The 16,887-nt window shown below is 67.5% G+C and carries 19 protein-coding genes; 16 read left to right on the top strand and 3 right to left on the bottom strand.

The genetic code is table 11. The features are described 5' to 3' along the window. Positions 1–179: 179 nt before the first annotated feature. Entirely contained in the window at positions 180–437 is a 258-nt protein-coding gene (locus J2S97_RS08275; protein ID WP_214956179.1) for a DUF6458 family protein, read from the bottom strand. A 370-nt stretch (positions 438–807) separates the two neighbouring features. On the opposite strand from J2S97_RS08275, the gene J2S97_RS08270 reads away from it, so the two are divergent. The 5 genes from J2S97_RS08270 (at position 808) to J2S97_RS08250 (ending at position 7,265) form a co-directional block, all read left to right on the top strand. Continuing rightward, positions 808–2,028 carry a beta-ketoacyl-[acyl-carrier-protein] synthase family protein gene (locus tag J2S97_RS08270; protein WP_307048214.1) on the top strand — a complete coding sequence of 407 codons (1,221 nt, stop codon included), beginning with the start codon at positions 808–810 and terminating at the stop codon, positions 2,026–2,028. Between the two features lie 71 nt (positions 2,029–2,099). Further along, complete coding sequence (locus J2S97_RS08265; protein ID WP_307048212.1) at positions 2,100–2,717, top strand: alpha/beta hydrolase; 618 nt, start codon at positions 2,100–2,102, stop codon at positions 2,715–2,717. A 175-nt stretch (positions 2,718–2,892) separates the two neighbouring features. Beyond that, complete coding sequence (locus J2S97_RS08260) at positions 2,893–3,903, top strand: LacI family DNA-binding transcriptional regulator (protein WP_307048210.1); 1,011 nt, start codon at positions 2,893–2,895, stop codon at positions 3,901–3,903. Positions 3,904–4,073: 170 nt separating this feature from the next. Then, positions 4,074–4,850, top strand: a complete 777-nt coding sequence (locus tag J2S97_RS08255) for an HAD family hydrolase (RefSeq protein ID WP_307048208.1) — start codon at positions 4,074–4,076, stop codon at positions 4,848–4,850. Positions 4,851–4,904: 54 nt separating this feature from the next. Continuing rightward, positions 4,905–7,265, top strand: coding sequence for a glycoside hydrolase family 65 protein (locus J2S97_RS08250; RefSeq protein ID WP_307048207.1), 2,361 nt, complete (start codon positions 4,905–4,907; stop codon positions 7,263–7,265). Positions 7,266–7,320: 55 nt separating this feature from the next. On the opposite strand, the gene J2S97_RS08245 is transcribed toward J2S97_RS08250, so the two are convergent. Then, positions 7,321–8,637, bottom strand: a complete 1,317-nt coding sequence (locus tag J2S97_RS08245; protein WP_307048204.1) for an MFS transporter — start codon at positions 8,635–8,637, stop codon at positions 7,321–7,323. 73 nt (positions 8,638–8,710) lie between these two features. Between J2S97_RS08245 and J2S97_RS08240 the strand changes: the two genes are divergently transcribed. From J2S97_RS08240 to J2S97_RS08230, 3 genes are all read left to right on the top strand, one after another. Further along, positions 8,711–9,301 (top strand): hypothetical protein, encoded by a 591-nt coding sequence (locus J2S97_RS08240; protein ID WP_307048202.1) that lies wholly within the window; start codon positions 8,711–8,713, stop codon positions 9,299–9,301. 170 nt (positions 9,302–9,471) lie between these two features. Beyond that, a complete protein-coding gene (locus tag J2S97_RS08235; RefSeq protein WP_307048201.1) occupies positions 9,472–10,353 on the top strand; it encodes a hypothetical protein in 882 nt (293 codons plus the stop codon). Beyond that, complete coding sequence (locus J2S97_RS08230) at positions 10,337–11,086, top strand: LamB/YcsF family protein (protein WP_307048199.1); 750 nt, start codon at positions 10,337–10,339, stop codon at positions 11,084–11,086. The genes J2S97_RS08235 and J2S97_RS08230 overlap by 17 nt, the downstream gene beginning before the upstream one ends. A gap of 84 nt (positions 11,087–11,170) precedes the next feature. Here the strand turns inward: J2S97_RS08230 and J2S97_RS08225 are convergent, their stop codons facing one another. After that, positions 11,171–12,511, bottom strand: a complete 1,341-nt coding sequence (locus J2S97_RS08225; protein WP_307048196.1) for a DUF445 domain-containing protein — start codon at positions 12,509–12,511, stop codon at positions 11,171–11,173. Between the two features lie 50 nt (positions 12,512–12,561). Here J2S97_RS08225 and J2S97_RS08220 point away from each other — a divergent pair, with 50 nt between their 5' ends. The 8 genes from J2S97_RS08220 (at position 12,562) to J2S97_RS08185 (ending at position 16,887) form a co-directional block, all read left to right on the top strand. Then, positions 12,562–13,461 (top strand): glycerophosphodiester phosphodiesterase, encoded by a 900-nt coding sequence (locus J2S97_RS08220; protein WP_307048194.1) that lies wholly within the window; start codon positions 12,562–12,564, stop codon positions 13,459–13,461. A gap of 45 nt (positions 13,462–13,506) precedes the next feature. Further along, positions 13,507–14,031 (top strand): DoxX family protein, encoded by a 525-nt coding sequence (locus tag J2S97_RS08215; protein WP_307048192.1) that lies wholly within the window; start codon positions 13,507–13,509, stop codon positions 14,029–14,031. Beyond that, a complete protein-coding gene (locus tag J2S97_RS08210; protein WP_307048190.1) occupies positions 14,028–14,822 on the top strand; it encodes an AzlC family ABC transporter permease in 795 nt (264 codons plus the stop codon). The genes J2S97_RS08215 and J2S97_RS08210 overlap by 4 nt, the downstream gene beginning before the upstream one ends. Next, positions 14,819–15,130: an AzlD domain-containing protein gene (locus J2S97_RS08205; RefSeq protein WP_307048188.1), complete on the top strand. Its 312-nt coding sequence runs from the start codon at positions 14,819–14,821 to the stop codon at positions 15,128–15,130. The genes J2S97_RS08210 and J2S97_RS08205 overlap by 4 nt, the downstream gene beginning before the upstream one ends. Positions 15,131–15,195: 65 nt before the next feature. Beyond that, on the top strand, positions 15,196–15,513 hold the full coding sequence (locus J2S97_RS08200; RefSeq protein ID WP_307048186.1) for a hypothetical protein: 318 nt from the start codon (positions 15,196–15,198) through the stop codon (positions 15,511–15,513). 13 nt (positions 15,514–15,526) lie between these two features. Further along, positions 15,527–15,904, top strand: coding sequence for a hypothetical protein (locus J2S97_RS08195; RefSeq protein WP_307048185.1), 378 nt, complete (start codon positions 15,527–15,529; stop codon positions 15,902–15,904). Then, positions 15,901–16,089 (top strand): ANTAR domain-containing protein, encoded by a 189-nt coding sequence (locus J2S97_RS08190; protein WP_307048184.1) that lies wholly within the window; start codon positions 15,901–15,903, stop codon positions 16,087–16,089. The genes J2S97_RS08195 and J2S97_RS08190 overlap by 4 nt, the downstream gene beginning before the upstream one ends. A 78-nt stretch (positions 16,090–16,167) precedes the next feature. Beyond that, a complete protein-coding gene (locus J2S97_RS08185; RefSeq protein WP_307048183.1) occupies positions 16,168–16,887 on the top strand; it encodes a GAF and ANTAR domain-containing protein in 720 nt (239 codons plus the stop codon).

Here is a 16,887-nt window from a genome sequence, read left to right as displayed (position 1 = left end):
ATAAGTGGACAAAAACTCACGGGCTGGGGTGTGGGGTGTGGGGCGTAGGACGCCGGCTGCCGGATGTCGGGGCGGGAAAGCCGGAAGCCGGGCCGGACCGTGATGGTCTGGCCCGGCTCCCGGGATGTTCAATTGCGGTTCACCTGTGTCCGTGGACAGCGGCGGCCGGGGGCTCATGGCTAGATGCCGCCATCCCGGCTCTCGTTGCGGACGATGCGTTCGCCCGTGTTCGGGTCCACCACCGACCGGGTTTCGCTCACCCGGCGGGAGCGTCCGGGCGATGCCAGGACCAGCGAGGCGATCAGGCCTATGACGCCGACGGCCATCAGGATGTAGCCGATCAGGGTCTGGTCCACGTAGGGGATCAGGCCGGGGGTGATGGCCCACGCCAGGATGGCACCGATGGCGATAAGGAAAATGGAGGAACCGATTCTCATGACTTGCTCCTAGCTGTCCGGGGGACGTGCGGGCAAAACTTGATCAGCATGCTGTCTAGCGACAGGCTACAGGCCGCCCACTGCTGATTCAATGAACCGGGCAGCGCGCGCCGGGGCCGTTTCCCAGTCGTTATTCCGCGAAGGGACGCCCCATCCGAAGACCTCGTCCGTTTGCCCATCCGAAATGCCGGCGGTTGCGAACCACCATTGATGAACTGCTGCAGAAGCACCGCCTCCGGATGCGGGCCCGCACGTCACACCCGGCAGCAGCCGGGGTGCCCCGCGTACTGTGGAATGCGCACGCATTTCCCCGGCCAACCGGGGCCGGCCCCCGGCTGCAGCGTCAACGGATCCAGGAGCGGTGTTACGCATGTCTGAATTTTCCCCCACGGTTGTGGTCACAGGGCTGGGAGCAGTCACTCCAGTCGGCTCGACGGCCGGCGATACCTGGGCGTCGCTGCTGGCCGGTCGCTCCGGAATCTCGGCCCTCGGCGAGGATTGGGCCGGCGGGCTGCCTGTCCGTATGGCGGGACGCGTCACCGCCGATGTTCCCTCGATGCTGTCCACTTTGGAGTACAAAAGGATGGACCGCTGCGGCCACCTTGCCCTCATTGCCGCCCGGGAGGCGTGGGCACATGCCGGCCGGCCGGAAACTGACCCGGAACGGCTCGCCGTCGTAATCGGTTCCGGCTACGGCGGCCTGGATACCACGCTGGAGCAGACCCGGACGCTGGACGGGAAGGGCCCGCGCAGGGTTTCCCCGCACACCCTCACCCGGATCATGACCAACGGTCCTTCAGCCTGGGTCTCGATTGACGTCGGAGCCCGCGGCGGGGCGCGGACCCCGGTCAGCGCCTGCGCCTCCGGGGCTGAAGCCATCTCCCAGGCGGCCGACATGATCCGCAGCGGGGCAGCCGACGTGGTGATCGCCGGCGGTGTGGACTCCTGCATCAACGGGCTGACCATCAGCGGGTTCGCGCAGATCAGGGCCCTCTCCACCCGCAATGACAGCCCGGAGGCCGCCTCCCGCCCCTTCGACCGGGACCGCGACGGCTTTGTTATGGCCGAAGGCGCCGGGATCGTGGTGCTGGAACGCGAAGACCATGCCCGGTCCCGCGGGGCCGAGGTCCTTGGGGTAATCGCCGGCAGCGCCGTCACCTCCGACGCCGTGGACATCGTGGCGGCAGACCCAGCCATGCAGCGCCGCGTCCTGCAGAAGGCCATTGCCGCAGCCGGCCTGACCGGGGAGGACATCGGCTTCGTCCACGCCCACGCCACCTCAACACCTGTGGGGGACCGGCTCGAAGCGGAAGCCATCGGCGCCGTCGTCGGTCATTCCGTTCCTGTCACGTCCACCAAATCGCTCACCGGGCACCTGCTGGGCGGGGCCGGAGCACTGGGTGCCATCGTCACCATCCAGGCGCTGCGCACGGGCGCAATCCCCGGGACCCTCAACCTCGAAAACGCGGACCCGGACATCCACCTCAACATCATTTCGGAGACAAGCGGGGGACTGACGGCGAAGGCCGGCATTTCCAACGCCTTCGGGTTCGGCGGCCACAGTGCCTCGCTGGTAATCGCGGCGGGCTGAATAAACGGCGGGCTGAGCCCCGCCGGGTGGGTCCGGCCGGGTGCGCTCCGCCGCGAAGTTAGGCTGTTGCGATGAAGACAGTCGTATGGTCCAGGCCGGAGAACCAGCGCGCCGGAACGCCTCTGCTGGTGATGATGCACGGCTACGGCACGGACGAGGTCCGCATGTCGGACTTGTTCGGCCAGGTGCCGCCCGAATTCACCTGCGCGGCGCTGCGGGCGCCCAAGGTGATCGGCGACGACTACGGCTGGTTCCTGCTGGACTACTTCCTGACCCACGACTTCGCCGACGTCATTTCGGTCAGCAACACTGTGTTCGACTGGATCAATTCCGTCAAGGCGAAGCACACCAGCGTCAGCCTCCTGGGTTTCTCGCAGGGCATGGCCATGGCCAGCACACTGCTGCGGTTGCGGCCGCACGAGTTCCGGGCCGTCGTGGGCCTCTCCGGATTCGTCCTGGACAACGAACTGCTGGCCATGAGCGAAGCGTTCGACACCAAGCCGCCGTTCTTCTGGGGCCGGGACAAGGCCGATCTGGTCATCAATGACGAAGCCGTTGAGCACACCGAAGAATGGCTGGAGCGGAACACGCAATTGACGGCACGGACCTACCCGGGCATGGGCCACACCATTTCCAGGGCCGAGATGGTGGATGTGGCCGCCTTCCTGCGCCACTACGTCCTGCGCTGAACCGCCAATTGCCGCGCCCCTGATCCGGGGATCCCGTAAGAATCCGCATTCGCGAGAAAAACTAGTTGCGCGCTAAATTTGTAAGCGCTTACACTCTTCTTCGGCCATGTTCCCGGGCCCAGGACTTCAGAAGAAGAAAGGGCTGAGCCCGTGTTGCATGGCTAAAGCACCGCGCGTGACCATTCAGGACGTTGCCGCATTGTCGGGGCTGTCCATCTGCACCGTTTCCCGTGCGCTCCGCGGGCTCCCCAATGTCTCCGAAACGGCCCAGCTGAAAGTGGCGGATGCCGCCACCAAGCTCGGCTACAAGGCATCCTCGGCCGCGTCGCGGCTGGCCGGCGGAACCACGGGGTCTGTGGCCATCATCGCGCCCACCGCCACCGCCTGGTTCTTCGCGAAGGCCGTGGAGGCAGCCGAGGAAGTCTTCGCTGACAGCGGCTTCGACACGGTGCTCATCAGCCTGCGGAACACCCCCAGCGTGCACCGAAAGGTGTTCGGTGACCTGGACGCCCTGTCCCAGCGCGTGGACGGCGTCCTGCTCCTCAACATCGCCCTGAGCGACGCCGAAGTCGAAGCCCTGGCCTCCTCCGGGCTGGCCGTTGCGAGCGTGGGCATGCACAACGTCCCCTGGGACAACGTGGGCATCGACAACGAGGACGCGGCCTGGAAAGCCACAAACCACCTGCTGGGGCTCGGCCACTGGGACCTGGCCATCCTGTCCGGACGCGAACCGGGAGCGGGGTCTGTGGTCACTGCCACGGACCGCCTTCACGGATTCCGGCGGGCGCTTGCCGAGCATGACCTGACGGTGGACCCGGACCTGGTGGTGGACGCCGGCTCGAGCATCGAAGGCGGCCGCCGGGCCATGACCGAGCTCATCGAAAACCGCCGGATGCCCTCCGCGATCTTCGCCGGTTGCGACGAAACGGCCTTCGGTGCGCTGATGGCTTTGCGGGACCTCGGTTTGTCAGCGCCGAAAAACGTGTCCATCATAGGAATAGACGATCATCAGATGAGCTGGTTCCTGGGCCTGAGCACAATGGCCCAGCCGGTAGCCGATCAGGGCGCCTTCGCAGCCAACCTGCTGATTGAGGGACTCCAACGTCCGGGGCCGCTGACCGCCCCCGCCAGCCATGTGCTGGATACCAAACTGATTGAACGCAAGAGCACCCGACGAAAACGTTGAGCGAAACCGCTGAGCGCAGGTGCCAGGCAAACGCTAGTCCCGGGCGCCGACGCCCGACTCCACCCTCCGGCCGTCCGCCGGACGGTCCCCCCGCGCCAAACCCCTGTACCAAACCCTGCAGTATCCACGCACGTCCCCTGCACGCCGTCTGAAAGGACATCGAGTACCGCATGACTGAGCTTTCCAACAGCACCGCCGCAGGCACCAGCACTGCCGGCGACAGCACCGCCAGCAGCAGCGCCTGGACCGGCGCTTCCGCCATCCTCTTCGACCTCGATGGCGTGCTCACCCCCACGGCGATCGTCCACGAGCGCGCCTGGCAGGAGCTTTTCGACGGCTACCTGCAGGATGTTCCCGGAGCGGACGGATACCGCGAAAGCGACTACTTCGACCACATCGACGGCAAGCCCCGGTTCGACGGCGTCCGGGACTTCCTCGCCTCGCGCAGCATTGTGCTGCCCGAAGGCCCCGCGGATGACGACCCCGCCAACGACACAGTCCATGGCCTCGGCAACCGCAAGAACAAGGTCTTCAACGACATCGTCGAAGCCGGCGGCGTGGCACCGTACGAAGGCTCGGTGCGCTTCCTGGAAGCCGCGGAGGCGCTGGGGCTCAAGGTCGCCGTCGTCTCTTCCTCCCGGAACGCCCCGGCGGTACTGCTGGCAGCGGGACTGGCGGACCACTTCCCGGTAGTGGTGGACGGCGTCGTGGCCGCTGCCGCGGGCCTGCCCGGCAAGCCCAGCCCCGCGACGTACGAGTACGCCGCGCAACTGCTGGACCTGCCCAGCGAAGAGTGCGTGGTGGTTGAGGATGCCGTGTCCGGCGTCCAGGCCGGAAGCGCCGGAAGCTTCCATGCGGTGATCGGCGTGGACAGGGGAGCTGGCCGCCAGACGCTGCTGGACGCCGGCGCCACGCTGGTGGTCGACGACCTGAACGAACTCCTCTAACCCGGCCAGCCCACCCCCCGAACCTGCACAACGCCAAAAGGAACCCCAACAGCCATGGCACTCATCACCTCTGACCGCGCCCGTTTCCCCAACGATCCCTGGCAGCTCGTGGAGACCGTCCACCTTCCCGGAAATGCCGGAACCCTGGAGACGCTCTTCAGCCTGGGCAACGGTCACCTCGGCATCCGCGGCGCCCACTGGGCCTCCGCAGACGCGGACCTCCCCGGCAGCTTCATCAACGGCTTCCACGAAACCTGGGACATCAAGCACGCAGAGAATGCCTTCGGCTTCGCCCGCACGGGCCAGCGGATCCTTTACATCCCTGACGTCAACAACTTCACCGTGATCATCGACGGCGAAACGCTGAGCCTCAGCGAGTCAACGGTGCTGGACTACCGCCGGTCCGTCGACTTCGCCACCGGAATCTATGAATGCCGGATCACCTGGGAGTGCCGTTCCGGCGCCACCGTAACCACCACGGAGCGCCGGGCCGTGGGTTACCAGTCCCGCGGCACCATGGGCGTCACCCTCGAGGTGGCGCCGGACCGGGACGTGTACGCGGATGTGACGTCCTCGGTGATCAACCGCCAGGACCAGCCGGTGGAGGACCACTCCACGCACGATCCGCGGCGTGCCGGACGGCACGCCGGGCGCGTCCTGCTCCCTGTACGGCTCGACGGCGGCGACGGCTCGCTGCGACTGTCCTGGGAAGCAGCGGAGTCACGTCAGCGTGTTGGCCTGGCCGTGGACCACTGGACGTCGGCCGAAGTGCAGCCTTTCGAGACCGTGGTGGACCAGGACGACAGCAGCGTCCGGTACGTGCTGGCCGTCAGCGAGGACCAGCCCTTCCGCCTGGAGAAGAGCGTCAGCTACGCCGTGGCGCGGGCCTTCCGCGAGGGAGCCGTGGACGGCGGGTCGGCGCAGGATCCGTCCGAAGCGGCCGAGAGCGCCCTGCAGCCCGTCAGCGCCATCTTCGCCGAGAGCGAGACGTATTATCGGGACTACTGGGCCACCACGGACATCGTGGTGGGAGGCCAGCCCGAGCTGCAGCAGGCCATCCGCTGGAACCTGTTCCAGCTGGCCCAGGCCACCGCCCGCGCCGACGTTGCCGGCATCCCGGCCAAGGGTGTCAGCGGCTCCGGCTACGACGGGCACTACTTCTGGGACCAGGAGGTGTACCTGATGCCGTACCTGACGTACACCAACCCGGACAACGCGCGCCAGGTGCTGGAGTTCCGGCACGAGATGCTGCCGGACGCCAAGGTGCGCGCCAAGGAACTCAGCGTGGACGGCGCGCTGTTCCCGTGGCGCACCATCAACGGGCTCGAAGCCAGCGCCTACTACGCCGCCGGCACCGCGCAGTTCCACATCGCCGCCGCCGTCGCTTTTGCCACCAACAGGTACATGTGGGCCAGCGGCGACGCGGACTTCAATCACGGCATGGGCTCGGAGCTGATGATCGAAACCGCACGGATGTGGGTGTCCCTCGGCTTCTTCGGCAAGGACGGCCTGTTCCACATCCACGGGGTCACCGGTCCTGACGAGTACACGGCAGTGGTCAACGACAACCTCTACACCAACGTCATGGCCCGCTTTAACCTGCGAGCCGCCGCCGCGCTCGACCACCCGGAAATTGACGACGCCGAACGCGAACTCTGGGAGCAGGCTGCCATCCGGATGCAGCTGCCTTACGACGAAGACCTCGAGGTGTATTCGCAGGACAACGACTTTATGACCCTGGAGCCGTGGGACTGGAGCACCCCCCGGTCCAAGTACCCGTTGCTGCTGAACTTCCACCCGCTGGTGATCTACCGCCACCAGGTCCTCAAGCAGGCGGACACCGTGCTGGCGATGTTCCTGCAGTGGCAGGACTTCACCGCCGAGGAAAAGCGGCGCGCGTTCGACTTCTACGATCCGATCACCACCGGCGACTCCACCCTGTCCGCCTGTGTCCAGGGCATCATGGCCGCCGAGGTGGGCTATGGGGAGGCCGCGCTGGACCATTTCACCCACGCGCTGTTCATCGACCTCGACGACACCCACGGCAACACCATCGACGGAGTGCACATCGCGTCCACCGGCGGCGTCTGGAGCTCGCTGGTCAGCGGCTTCGCGGGCCTCCGCGACCAGGGTGAAGTTCCGTACTTCGACCCGAGGCTGCCGGCGGATTGGGAAGGACTGTCGTTCCACCTCAAGGTGCAGGGCCGCCTGCTGTTCGTGGAGCTGGAACCGGGGTCCATCGGCCTTAGCATCCGGGAAGGCGCACCCCTGGACGTCAACGTCCGCGGCGAGCTGCTCACCGTGGGCAGCGACGTTGCCCGGGTGCCGCTGGCCCCCGTCGGCGTCCCGGAACCCACCGTGTTCCCGAGCGGACTTCCGACGGCGTCCATCCCCGTGGTCCGCGCCCACACCTAAGCGCGCGCACCTCAAGCGCGTCCACCTCAAGCGGCCGGACCGTGGACAGCCCCGGCTAAGGGCTGTCCACGGATTTCTGGCTGTCTGCGGGCTCCGGAATTTCCGGACTGCTGTCCAGCGGATGCGAGAGCTCGTCGGACGGCATGCGGGCAACGATCATGGCCACCACGGCCATGATCGGGCAGACGCCGCCGGCCACCAGGAAGATCACCCACGTGGGCACCACTGCCGCCGCAGGTCCGGCCAGGGCCATGGAGATGGGCATCAGGGCCAGCGACACGAAGAAGTCCAGGCTCGAGACGCGGCCCAGCAGGTGCGGAGGGACACGGCGCTGAAGGAGGGTCCCCCAGATGACCATCCCGATGCCCCCGGTGGCACCGAAGATGAACAGCGCCGCCGCAACCATCCAGAAGCTGTCCATGATCCCGACGGCGGCAAGCGGCAGGCTGCCGGCACCCCACGAAACCATCATCACCGTGAGGTAGCGGCGCGGCAGCGGGAAGGACGCCGTGGCGAGGGATGCGGCCGCCCCGCCCACGCCCATCACAGCCAGCAGGAAGCCGAACATGCGGGAATCGCCGTCCAGCTGGTCGCGGACGACGAACGGCAGCAGGACCTCGATGGGCCCGATCAGGAACAGCACCGAAATGCAGGCCCAGAGCAGCGTCCACAGCAGCCACGGCGTCCGGACGGTGTAGCTGACCCCCTCGCGGAGGTCGTGGAAGAAGGACGTCTTGGCGCGTTCCCCGGCGGGTCCGCGTTCGGCGCCGGGAGCGTCCAGGGCGTGCCGTCCCAGAAAATTGAGGATGATGAAGGCGAGGAGGTGGCACGCCGCCACCCCCGTGACGGCGTGCGACGGGGACAGCGCTGCCACCAGGATTCCGGCGACGGCGGGACCGGCAGCCTGCTGCAGGATGGGCCGCATGGTCCCCTCCATGCCGTTGGCCGCCAGCAGGTCCTCCGGCGGCAGGATCCGGGGCAGGATGGCCGAATAGGCCGGGAAGAAGAACGCTGCGCCCACACCCAGGACGAACGCGCCAACCGCCAAATGCCACAGCTGCAGCCAGCCCGCCATGGCCAGCCCGCTGACGGCGGCAATCACGGCGAGGTTGGTGCCTTCGACGGCGATGATCAGCAGCCGCTGGGGCACGCGGTCGGCGGCGATCCCGCCGGCCAGGACGAACGCCACCAGCCCCACGCTTCCTGCGGTGGCAACGAGGGAGAGCTCCAGCGGGCCGCCGCCCAAATGGATCACCTGGTAGACCATGGCAACGGCCCACATGCCGGAGCCGAAAATCGAAACGGCCAGCGCCGCAATCAGCACGCGGTACTCACGGTGCACGAAGGGCCGGAGGGCTCTGGGGGCGGGCATAGGGTTAGTCTAGGCCCGCTTGACCGGCCGCGCCGCCGCTGCCGTTGGCCGCCGCCGGGCTAGGCTCGGTTTCATGGGGAACAGTCCGGCAGGCACCTGGCGCCGCAGCATGGCATTCATCGGCAGCAACCCGGGGCTGGCGCTGCATCCGGTCAACCGCGACGGCGTCCACATCCCCGGCGAGCCTGCCAGCTGCTTCGCCTCCTTCTGGATGGCCGAGTGGTCCAGGTGGGGCAGCGGAAACGCCCTGCTCATCGCCACCCGCCAGGGCTGGCGGAGCTACGGCACCAACGGCTACTTCGCCGAGACCCTGGCCAAGGAACTGACACGCTATTTTCCGGAGGCCGCCCGGTTCCCGCTGGCCGAAATCACCCACACCCAGGACGAGTTCGACGTCGAGCTGGACATCGAGCGCGGCTTCCGGGCCGCTGGGCGGAAGGCGGAGCTGGAAGTCAGCGGTGTCCTGGACCGCCGCCAGTTTTCGGCACCGGATTTCCAGCTCGGCGAAAGCAGCGCCGCCCTGAACAACGTGTACCTTCCGTGCAGCGCCGGGCGGCTGTCGGAGTTCGGTGTGGAATGGCCCGGCTCGCCGACGGTGTACCCCGGGCCCCGGGGTCCGTCGTCGTCCGCGTACATTGCGGTGGCCGAATCCTGGGTGATGTAGCGGCTGAAATCCGGCCCGCTGTCAGCCGGCGGGCCTGCCACCGGCCGGGAGCGCGGCGTGGCCTAGTGTTAAGGGTGAGAGGCAGCTACGAGCTGTCCTTGCCCGGCTGTGACCACGGTTGCCAACCATGATTGCACCGGCGGCTTGTTCCCGTTCCAGGAAAGGTGACGATGGCCATGCGGCAGAACCCGGCAATGAAAATTGCACAAAAGACCGCCCACAAGGCGGTGTTCGACTCCCAAGGCAAGCCAAAGCCAGGACTGCACAGCATGCTCCTGCGGGCCGTCGAGATCCAGCGCCCGCTGGTACTGGCCAACCTCCGGCGGCTCCAGCGCAGGCACCCGCGAGCCACGGCCGCGCAACTGGCGGACAAGCTGGAACGCGACTACCTGTTCGCCGTGACCGGCGGCGGCGCCCTCGTGGGCGGCACGGCCGTCATCCCTGGCGTTGGCACGGTCGCCGCGCTGGGACTTTCCGCGGCAGCCACCATAGGCTTCCTCGAAGCCACCGCCCTGTACGCCACGTCCCTGGCCGAGCTGCACGGCATCCGCATGGTCGATCCCGAGAAGGCCAGCACGCTGGTCATGGCCATCATGCTGGGCGAGGAAGGGACTGCCCTGCTCGGAAGCCTCAGCGGACAGGCCGCGGGCAGGAGCAAGGGCCCCGCGGACGCCTGGGGTTCCGCGTTCGCACGCAAGACTTCATTCCCCGGCTTCGGGTCGGTGCGGGACCGCATCCAGCGGGCGTTCCTCCGCAACCTGCTGCAGCGGCAGGGGACCGCGCTCCTGGGCCGGGCACTGCCGTTCGGCGTCGGAGCAGTGGTGGGAGGCGTGGGCAACCGCGTGATGGGACGCGCCGTCGTGGCCAACGCCAAAGAGGCCTTTGGCCCCATGCCGGACACGATCCCCGGCGAACTGACACGCGGCAACACGTCACCCGGCGGCACCGCCGGCGCGCCCGCGATTGATTCCGCCGGGGACAAACCCGCCGGCACAAACACCCCCGGTGGGGACTCAACCTTGAAAGGCGGATTCCTTGGATCTGAACGCTGACCTGGGGGAGTCCTTCGGCTCCTGGACCATGGGGGACGATGCCGCCATGTTCCCGCTCATCACCAGCGCCAGCGTGGCCTGCGGCCTGCACGCCGGGGACCCCGTCACCATGCTGGACACCTGCAGGGCTGCCTTTGAACTGGACGTCCGTGTGGGTGCCCACGTCGGGTACCCGGACCTCCCCGGCTTTGGCCTCCGGTCCATCGACATGACCTTCGACGACCTCTTCGGGGCCGTCCTCTACCAGCTTGGCGCGCTCGACGGCGTTGCGCACGCCGTGGGGGCATCCGTGGACTTCGTCAAGGCCCACGGTGCGCTGTACGACCGCACGGTGCACGACGCCGAACAGGCCTCCGCCGTCATCGCCGCCGTCCAGGCCTACGACCCCGGGCTGCCCATCCTGGGCCAGCAGGGGTCCGCACTCCTGTCGTTCGCAGCCGAGGCCGGCCACCCCGTGTTCCACGAGGCCTTCGCGGACCGCGCCTACCTGCCGGACGGAACACTGGTGCCGCGCTCCGAAGACGGCGCACTGCTGCAGGACGCCAGGGAGGTCGCCGAACGTGCGGTCCGGCTGGCCATGCACGGGGAAGTGGAGGCCGTGGACGGCTCCCTGATCAGGCTTCAGCCGCATTCGCTGTGCCTGCACGGCGGCACCCCCGGCGCTGTCGACACGGCAACCGCCGTCCGCAAGGCGCTGGAAGCAGCCGGCGTGGAACTGGAATCCTTCGCCTAGCCCCCAGCCACGCAGCCCTTAAGCGCGAACGGACACTTGAGGCCCTTCGTTGCCGGGCCTCAAGTGTCCGTTCGCGCTGGGTGGTTAGCCGAAGACCAGGTGCGCCACCGCGAAAATGGCCAGGCCGGCCAGGGCGCCCACCACCGTGCCGTTGATCCGGATGAACTGCAGGTCCTTGCCCACCTGCAGCTCAATCTTCCGTGAGGTCTCCTCGGCATCCCAGCGCGCCACGGTCTCCGTGATGACGCCGGCGATGTCCGAACGGTAGGTCTTCACGAGGTAGCCGGCAGCGTCGCCGATCCACGCGTTGACCTTGCCCGCCAGTTCGGGGTCCACGACGAGCCGGGTGCCGAAGTCGTGCACGGCAGCCTTGAACTTGATGGTCAGTTCGCTGTGCGGATCGTCGACGGCGCTGAGCAGTGCCGCCTTGATGGTGCCCCAGGTGCGGGATGCCAGTTCGCGCACCTCGGGGTCGCCCAGCACCTGCGCCTTGATGCCCTCGGCCCGGGCGATCATCACGGGGTCGTGCTGCAGGTCCTGGGCCAGATCGGTCAGGTATTTGTCGATGGATTGCCGGACCTGGTGCTGCGGATCGGCCTGCACCGCCTTGGTGAACTTGAGGATCTCCACGTAGACCTTGTCTCCCACCAGCCCGTCCACGAACTGCGGGACCCACTGCGGGGAGCGGTCCGAGACCAGCCTGCTCACTGTCTCGTGGTTGTCCCTGACCCAGTCAACCGTCCGGTCCACCAGCAGGTCCACCAGAGTGTGGTGGTGCCCGTCGGCGAAGATCCGCTCGGCGAGCCGGCCCACCGGCGGTCCCCACGGCGGAGCGAGCAGGTGCTTGCGGACCATGCTCTCGATCACTGCCTGGACGTCGTCGTCGTTCAACACCTTGAACGCGCCGCGGATCACGGCGGCACCTTCCTTGGCCACCCGCTCGGGGCCGCCGGGACCGGACAGCCAGGCGCCCACCTTCCGTGCGATGTCCACGGAGGCGAGCTTTTCCTGGACCACCTGTTCGGACAGGAAATTGGTCTCCACGAACTCGCCCAGCGACGCGCCGATCTGGTCCTTGCGGCGCGGAATGATGGCTGTGTGCGGGATCTTGATGCCCATGGGGTACTTGAACAGGGCTGTCACGGCGAACCAGTCCGCGAGGGCGCCCACCATGCCGCCTTCCGCCGCAGCCCGCACGTACTGCAGCCACGGGTACTGCTTCTGCAGGGCGAACGCGAAGACGAAAATCACCGCCATGACGATCAGCAGTCCCAGCGCCAGGAGTTTCATCTTGCGCAGCGCGGCGGCTTTTTCGGCATCACCGCCCAGCCCGGGATCGACGACGGCGGCACCGGTAGCGGGTGAGCCGGCATGCGGCGGGCGCGTTGCAGCGGGACGGGTGGTTTGTTCACTATTCACCTGCATGTGCCCAGCCTAGCCCCGCATCCGTGGCGGGTGTCCGCTAACGTGTCACCATGACTACCGACGAGTCCGCTTCCACCCGGCCGCTGGTCTACGCCCACCGCGGTTCCAGTGCCGCGTTCGCGGAGCACACCCGGGCCGCTTACCTCCGTGCCATTGCCGAGGGCGCCGACGGCGTGGAATGCGATGTCCACCTCAGCCGGGACCAGCATGTTGTCCTGCTGCACGACGCGAACCTGGACCGCACCTCGGACGGCACCGGTCCCGTGGCCGACCGGACCCTCAATGAGCTGCGGCTGCTGGATTTTTCCTCGTGGAAGGGCGCCCGGATTCCGCTCGAGTACGGCGGGAAGTCCGACCAGCTGCTGACGCTGCCGGAACTGCTGGACATCCTCCGGGCAGCGGGCCGCGAAATCGGGCTCGCCATTGAACTCAAGCACCCGAGCCCCTACCTGCTGCAGCTGGAGGACCGGGTGCTCGAGGTGCTGGCCTCGGAAGGCTGGGATGCACGGACCTCGAAGGTGGACAACGTCACTGTCACCTTCATGAGCTTCAGCCCCGACGCAGTGAGGCACCTGCTTGCTACCGTCCCTTCCGAGTTCATCTGCCAGCTGGTGGACGACATCACCGTGGACGAAGTCCGTGAGGAACTTGGCCTGGGAATCATCACGGGCGGGGCCGTGGCGAACGTTATGCGGGCCGCACAGGTGGAAGGAGAACGGATCCTGAACGACTGCGAGGTCAGGCTGGCCGGCCCGGGCATCGACTATGTCCGCCAGCACGCCCGGGCCGTCCGGCGGTGGATGGACTCCGGCCGCAGGTTCAGGGTGTGGACCGTGGACTCGGAACGGGATGTGCAGCTGTGCCAGGAACTGGGGATCCACGAAATCACCACCAACCGGCCGGCACAGGTGCTGGCCCAGCTCTCGGAAAGCAGCCACCCCGTCAGCTGAACCGGCGGTTACCCGGGGCGTCCGTGGCTGTGGTTGCATGGATCCATGCCATTCACCTGGTCCGGCCGGGCCACCCAGACCCTCTCCGCGGCTGCCATGAGCGCACTCCTGCTGACGAGCGCCATGAAGCACTTCCGCGACCCCGCGTTCTTCCACCAGGTGGTTCCCGATTTCCTGTGCCGCGACGACTCCGGCGACCGGCCCAACGGCCCGTTCGCCGTGATGACCCGCGATGAATGGGTGGCGCTCAGCGGCCTGCTTGAGGCGGGCGCCGCCGTCGGACTCCTGATCCCGGCCACCCGCAAGGCCGCCGCGGCGGGCGTCACCGCCATGTTTACGGTCTTCCTGGCCGGGCATGCCGATGCCCTGCGCCGGGCCTACGGCCCGGCCGGGACGCACGGGCAACGGAAGGTGCACACCGCGCGGCTGCCGCTGCAGGCCCCGCTGATCCTCTGGGCCTGGAGCCTGCGGCAGCCTGCCCTGCGGAAGCCTGCGCTGCGGAAGCCTGCGCTGCGGAAGCCTGGCCTTCGGCGGCCTGCCGCCGGATGTGGGGCCGGCCTGTGGCCATGAAACTGCTTCAGTCCCCAGCCGTGCGCGTCGGGCTTTCCATCAGCATCGCCACAGGGCTGTACGGGATTTCCTTCGGGGCGCTCGGCGTCACGTCCGGCCTTGATTTCTGGCAGACCATGGCGCTGAGCCTGCTCCTCTTCAGCGGCGGTTCGCAGTTCGCGTTCATCGGCGTGGTGGCCGGCGGCGGCTCCGGCGTCGCTGCCATGGGCGCGGCCACGCTCCTGGGCATGCGCAACGGTATCTACGGCATGCAGCTCAACGCGCTGCTGCAGCCGCGCGGGTGGCGAAAGTTCGCTGCCGCCCACGTCACCATCGACGAATCAACCGCCACCAGCACCGGGCAGACCGATCCCGACGAGCAGAGGCGGGGGTTCTGGACCGCGGGCGTCGGCATCTTCGTGCTCTGGAACGTGTTCACTGCAGTGGGTGCGCTTGCAGGCAGCGCTTTGGGGGACCCCAAGCAGTGGGGGCTCGACGGCGCCGCGGTTGCTGCCTTCCTCGGCCTGCTGTGGCCGCGGCTCAAAGGCCGCGAGCCGGTGGCCATCGCCGTGGTGTGTGCCCTTGCCACCGTCCTGGCCGTACCGTTCGTGCCCGGAGGGGTTCCCATCCTGATCGCGGCGGTCGTGGCTGCCGTGATCGGCTGGTTCAGCCACGGCCGCAGCGACGAAGGCCTGGAACCCGATATGGACCCCTACGCCGAGCACCATCACCCGGGCAGTGATCCCCACCGTCACCCGCATCGCAGTCATCCCCATCGCAGTCATCCCCATTCGGGGGGTGACGCAAAGTGAATCTTTGGGTGTGGCTGCTGCTTGCCTGCCTTCTTGGCTACGCCTGGAAACTCCTGGGCTATTTGGTCCCGGCGAGCCTGCTTCGCCACCCGCGGATGTCCCGGATCGCGGGGACCATGACCATCGGCCTGCTGGCCTCGCTCACCATTGTGAACGCAGTGGCATCCGGCCAGACGCTGGCCTTCGACGCCCGGATGGGCGCCCTGGCCGCGGCGGGAATCGCGCTGTGGCTCAGGGCGCCCTTCCTGGTGGTGGTCCTGGCCGGGGCGGGAGCGGCGGCCGGGCTGCGGCTGCTGGGCTGGAGCTAGGCCGGAAAGGTGGCGACGGCCATTAGGCCCTAGCCGCCTTGATCCTGCTGTGAAAGTATTCGAACATGAGCGAAGAACAAGCGCCCGCCGTTCCTGCTGCCAACAAAGACCCTCAAACAAGGCCATATGTCCCCTCGGCCGGGTCCGAATCCACCCGTGAAATGCGGGAGGTGTCCCGTCGCCGCAGGGACGCCGAGGAAAAGCTCCAGCAACACCTGCAGGAAGCCGATCAACTGCACGAGGCCCATGTGCAGGCACACCTGAAGGAATCGGCCGCCAAAGACGAATCACACGGCGGCACCACTAGCGACGAAGATTCCGACAGAGAGTCTCCTCCTGCCCGGGACACCGGGCCGGAGCCCCGGGAGAAGCAAGCCGAATAGCGGGTCCAGGGTCATGAGCGGCGTCCGGCTGAGGCCCTACCTGGCCGAACGGCTGCAGGACTTGGTCCTGGACAGCGCCGATGTTCCCGGGTTCCTCCACGAGCTGGCCGTATTCTCTGCCGCATTCATCGGGAAAGCCACCGGGCTGCCCCAGCTGTGCACAGTAACGCTGATGCGGGACCGGCGGACCCTGACGGCCGCGGGCAGCGGACCGGGGACGAGGCTTCTCGACGAAATCCAGAAGGCCACCGGCCGAAGCCCGTCCCTGGCCGCCCTGGACTCTGGACAAACCGTGTCCGTCCCGGATACCAGGAGCGACACCCGCTGGCCGCGGTACAGCCGGGCAGTCACCAGGGCCCGGCGGTTCAGCATCCTGGCTTCGAAGCCATGAAATCCCGCACGGGCATCAATCTCGCCTCGGGCATCGTGATGGGCCAGAGCCGCTGCTCGCAGGCCGAGGCATTCTCCATCCTGAACAAGGTCTCCAGCCACCGCAACGTCAAGCTCCGCGTGGTGGCCGAGGAGCTGCTGCGCAACTTCGAAACGACATCGGGCACGACCCACTTCGACGGCTGACCACGTCCCTGCGGATATGCTTATTAGAGGTCCAGTCGACGCGCGAAGGGCGGCAATAGCAGTGGAACCGGTGCAGGCATGGCGGTGAAACTTCCCTTGGCGGATGAGCTGGCCGCCGTTTTTGCCCGGGCATCCGAGCTCCTGCTGACGGACGAGACAGTGTCCAGGGCCCTCGAACTGATTACCGCCGCCGCGGAGATGGCCGTGCCGGGCGCGGCGGGGGCCGGCGTCACGCTGATCGACACGGACGGCCGAAAGCACACGGCAGGTGCCTCGAACCCGTTGGTCGAGCTTGCCGACGCAAGCCAGTACGAGCTTGGCCAAGGGCCATGCCTGCTGGCCTGGGCAAGTGGTGAACCGGTGCTAATCAATGACGCCGCGAACGATCATCGCTGGCCCGAGTGGGCACGAGCTGCCGCCGAACTGGGGCTCCGCTCCTCCGTTAGCGCGCCGCTGCTCGCAGGCGACTCCACCCTGGGCGCCGTGAAGCTCTATGCCCGCCATGAGGACAGCTTCGACCGCAGCACAGTGCGCCTGCTGGAGCTCTTCGCGGCCCAGGCCACCATATTCCTGATCAACGTGCAGGCCCGCGAAAGTGCCCGGACCCTCAGCGAGGACCTTCGGGATGCCCTGGCGCACCGCGAAATCATCGCCGTGGCCAAGGGAATCCTGATGGCCCGGCACGGCCTGGATGAGGACACAGCCATGCAGGACCTCCTGATGGAGTCACGGCGGGCAAGGAAGTCGCTGCGCGACGTCTCCGCAGAGCTGGTGTCCTCCACCCAGCCACCCCGGTGA

The organism is Arthrobacter oryzae (assembly GCF_030812315.1).
GTDB classification, from domain to species: Bacteria; Actinomycetota; Actinomycetes; order Actinomycetales; family Micrococcaceae; genus Arthrobacter; species Arthrobacter oryzae_B.
This window is presented reverse-complemented; position numbering and strand designations above follow the sequence as displayed.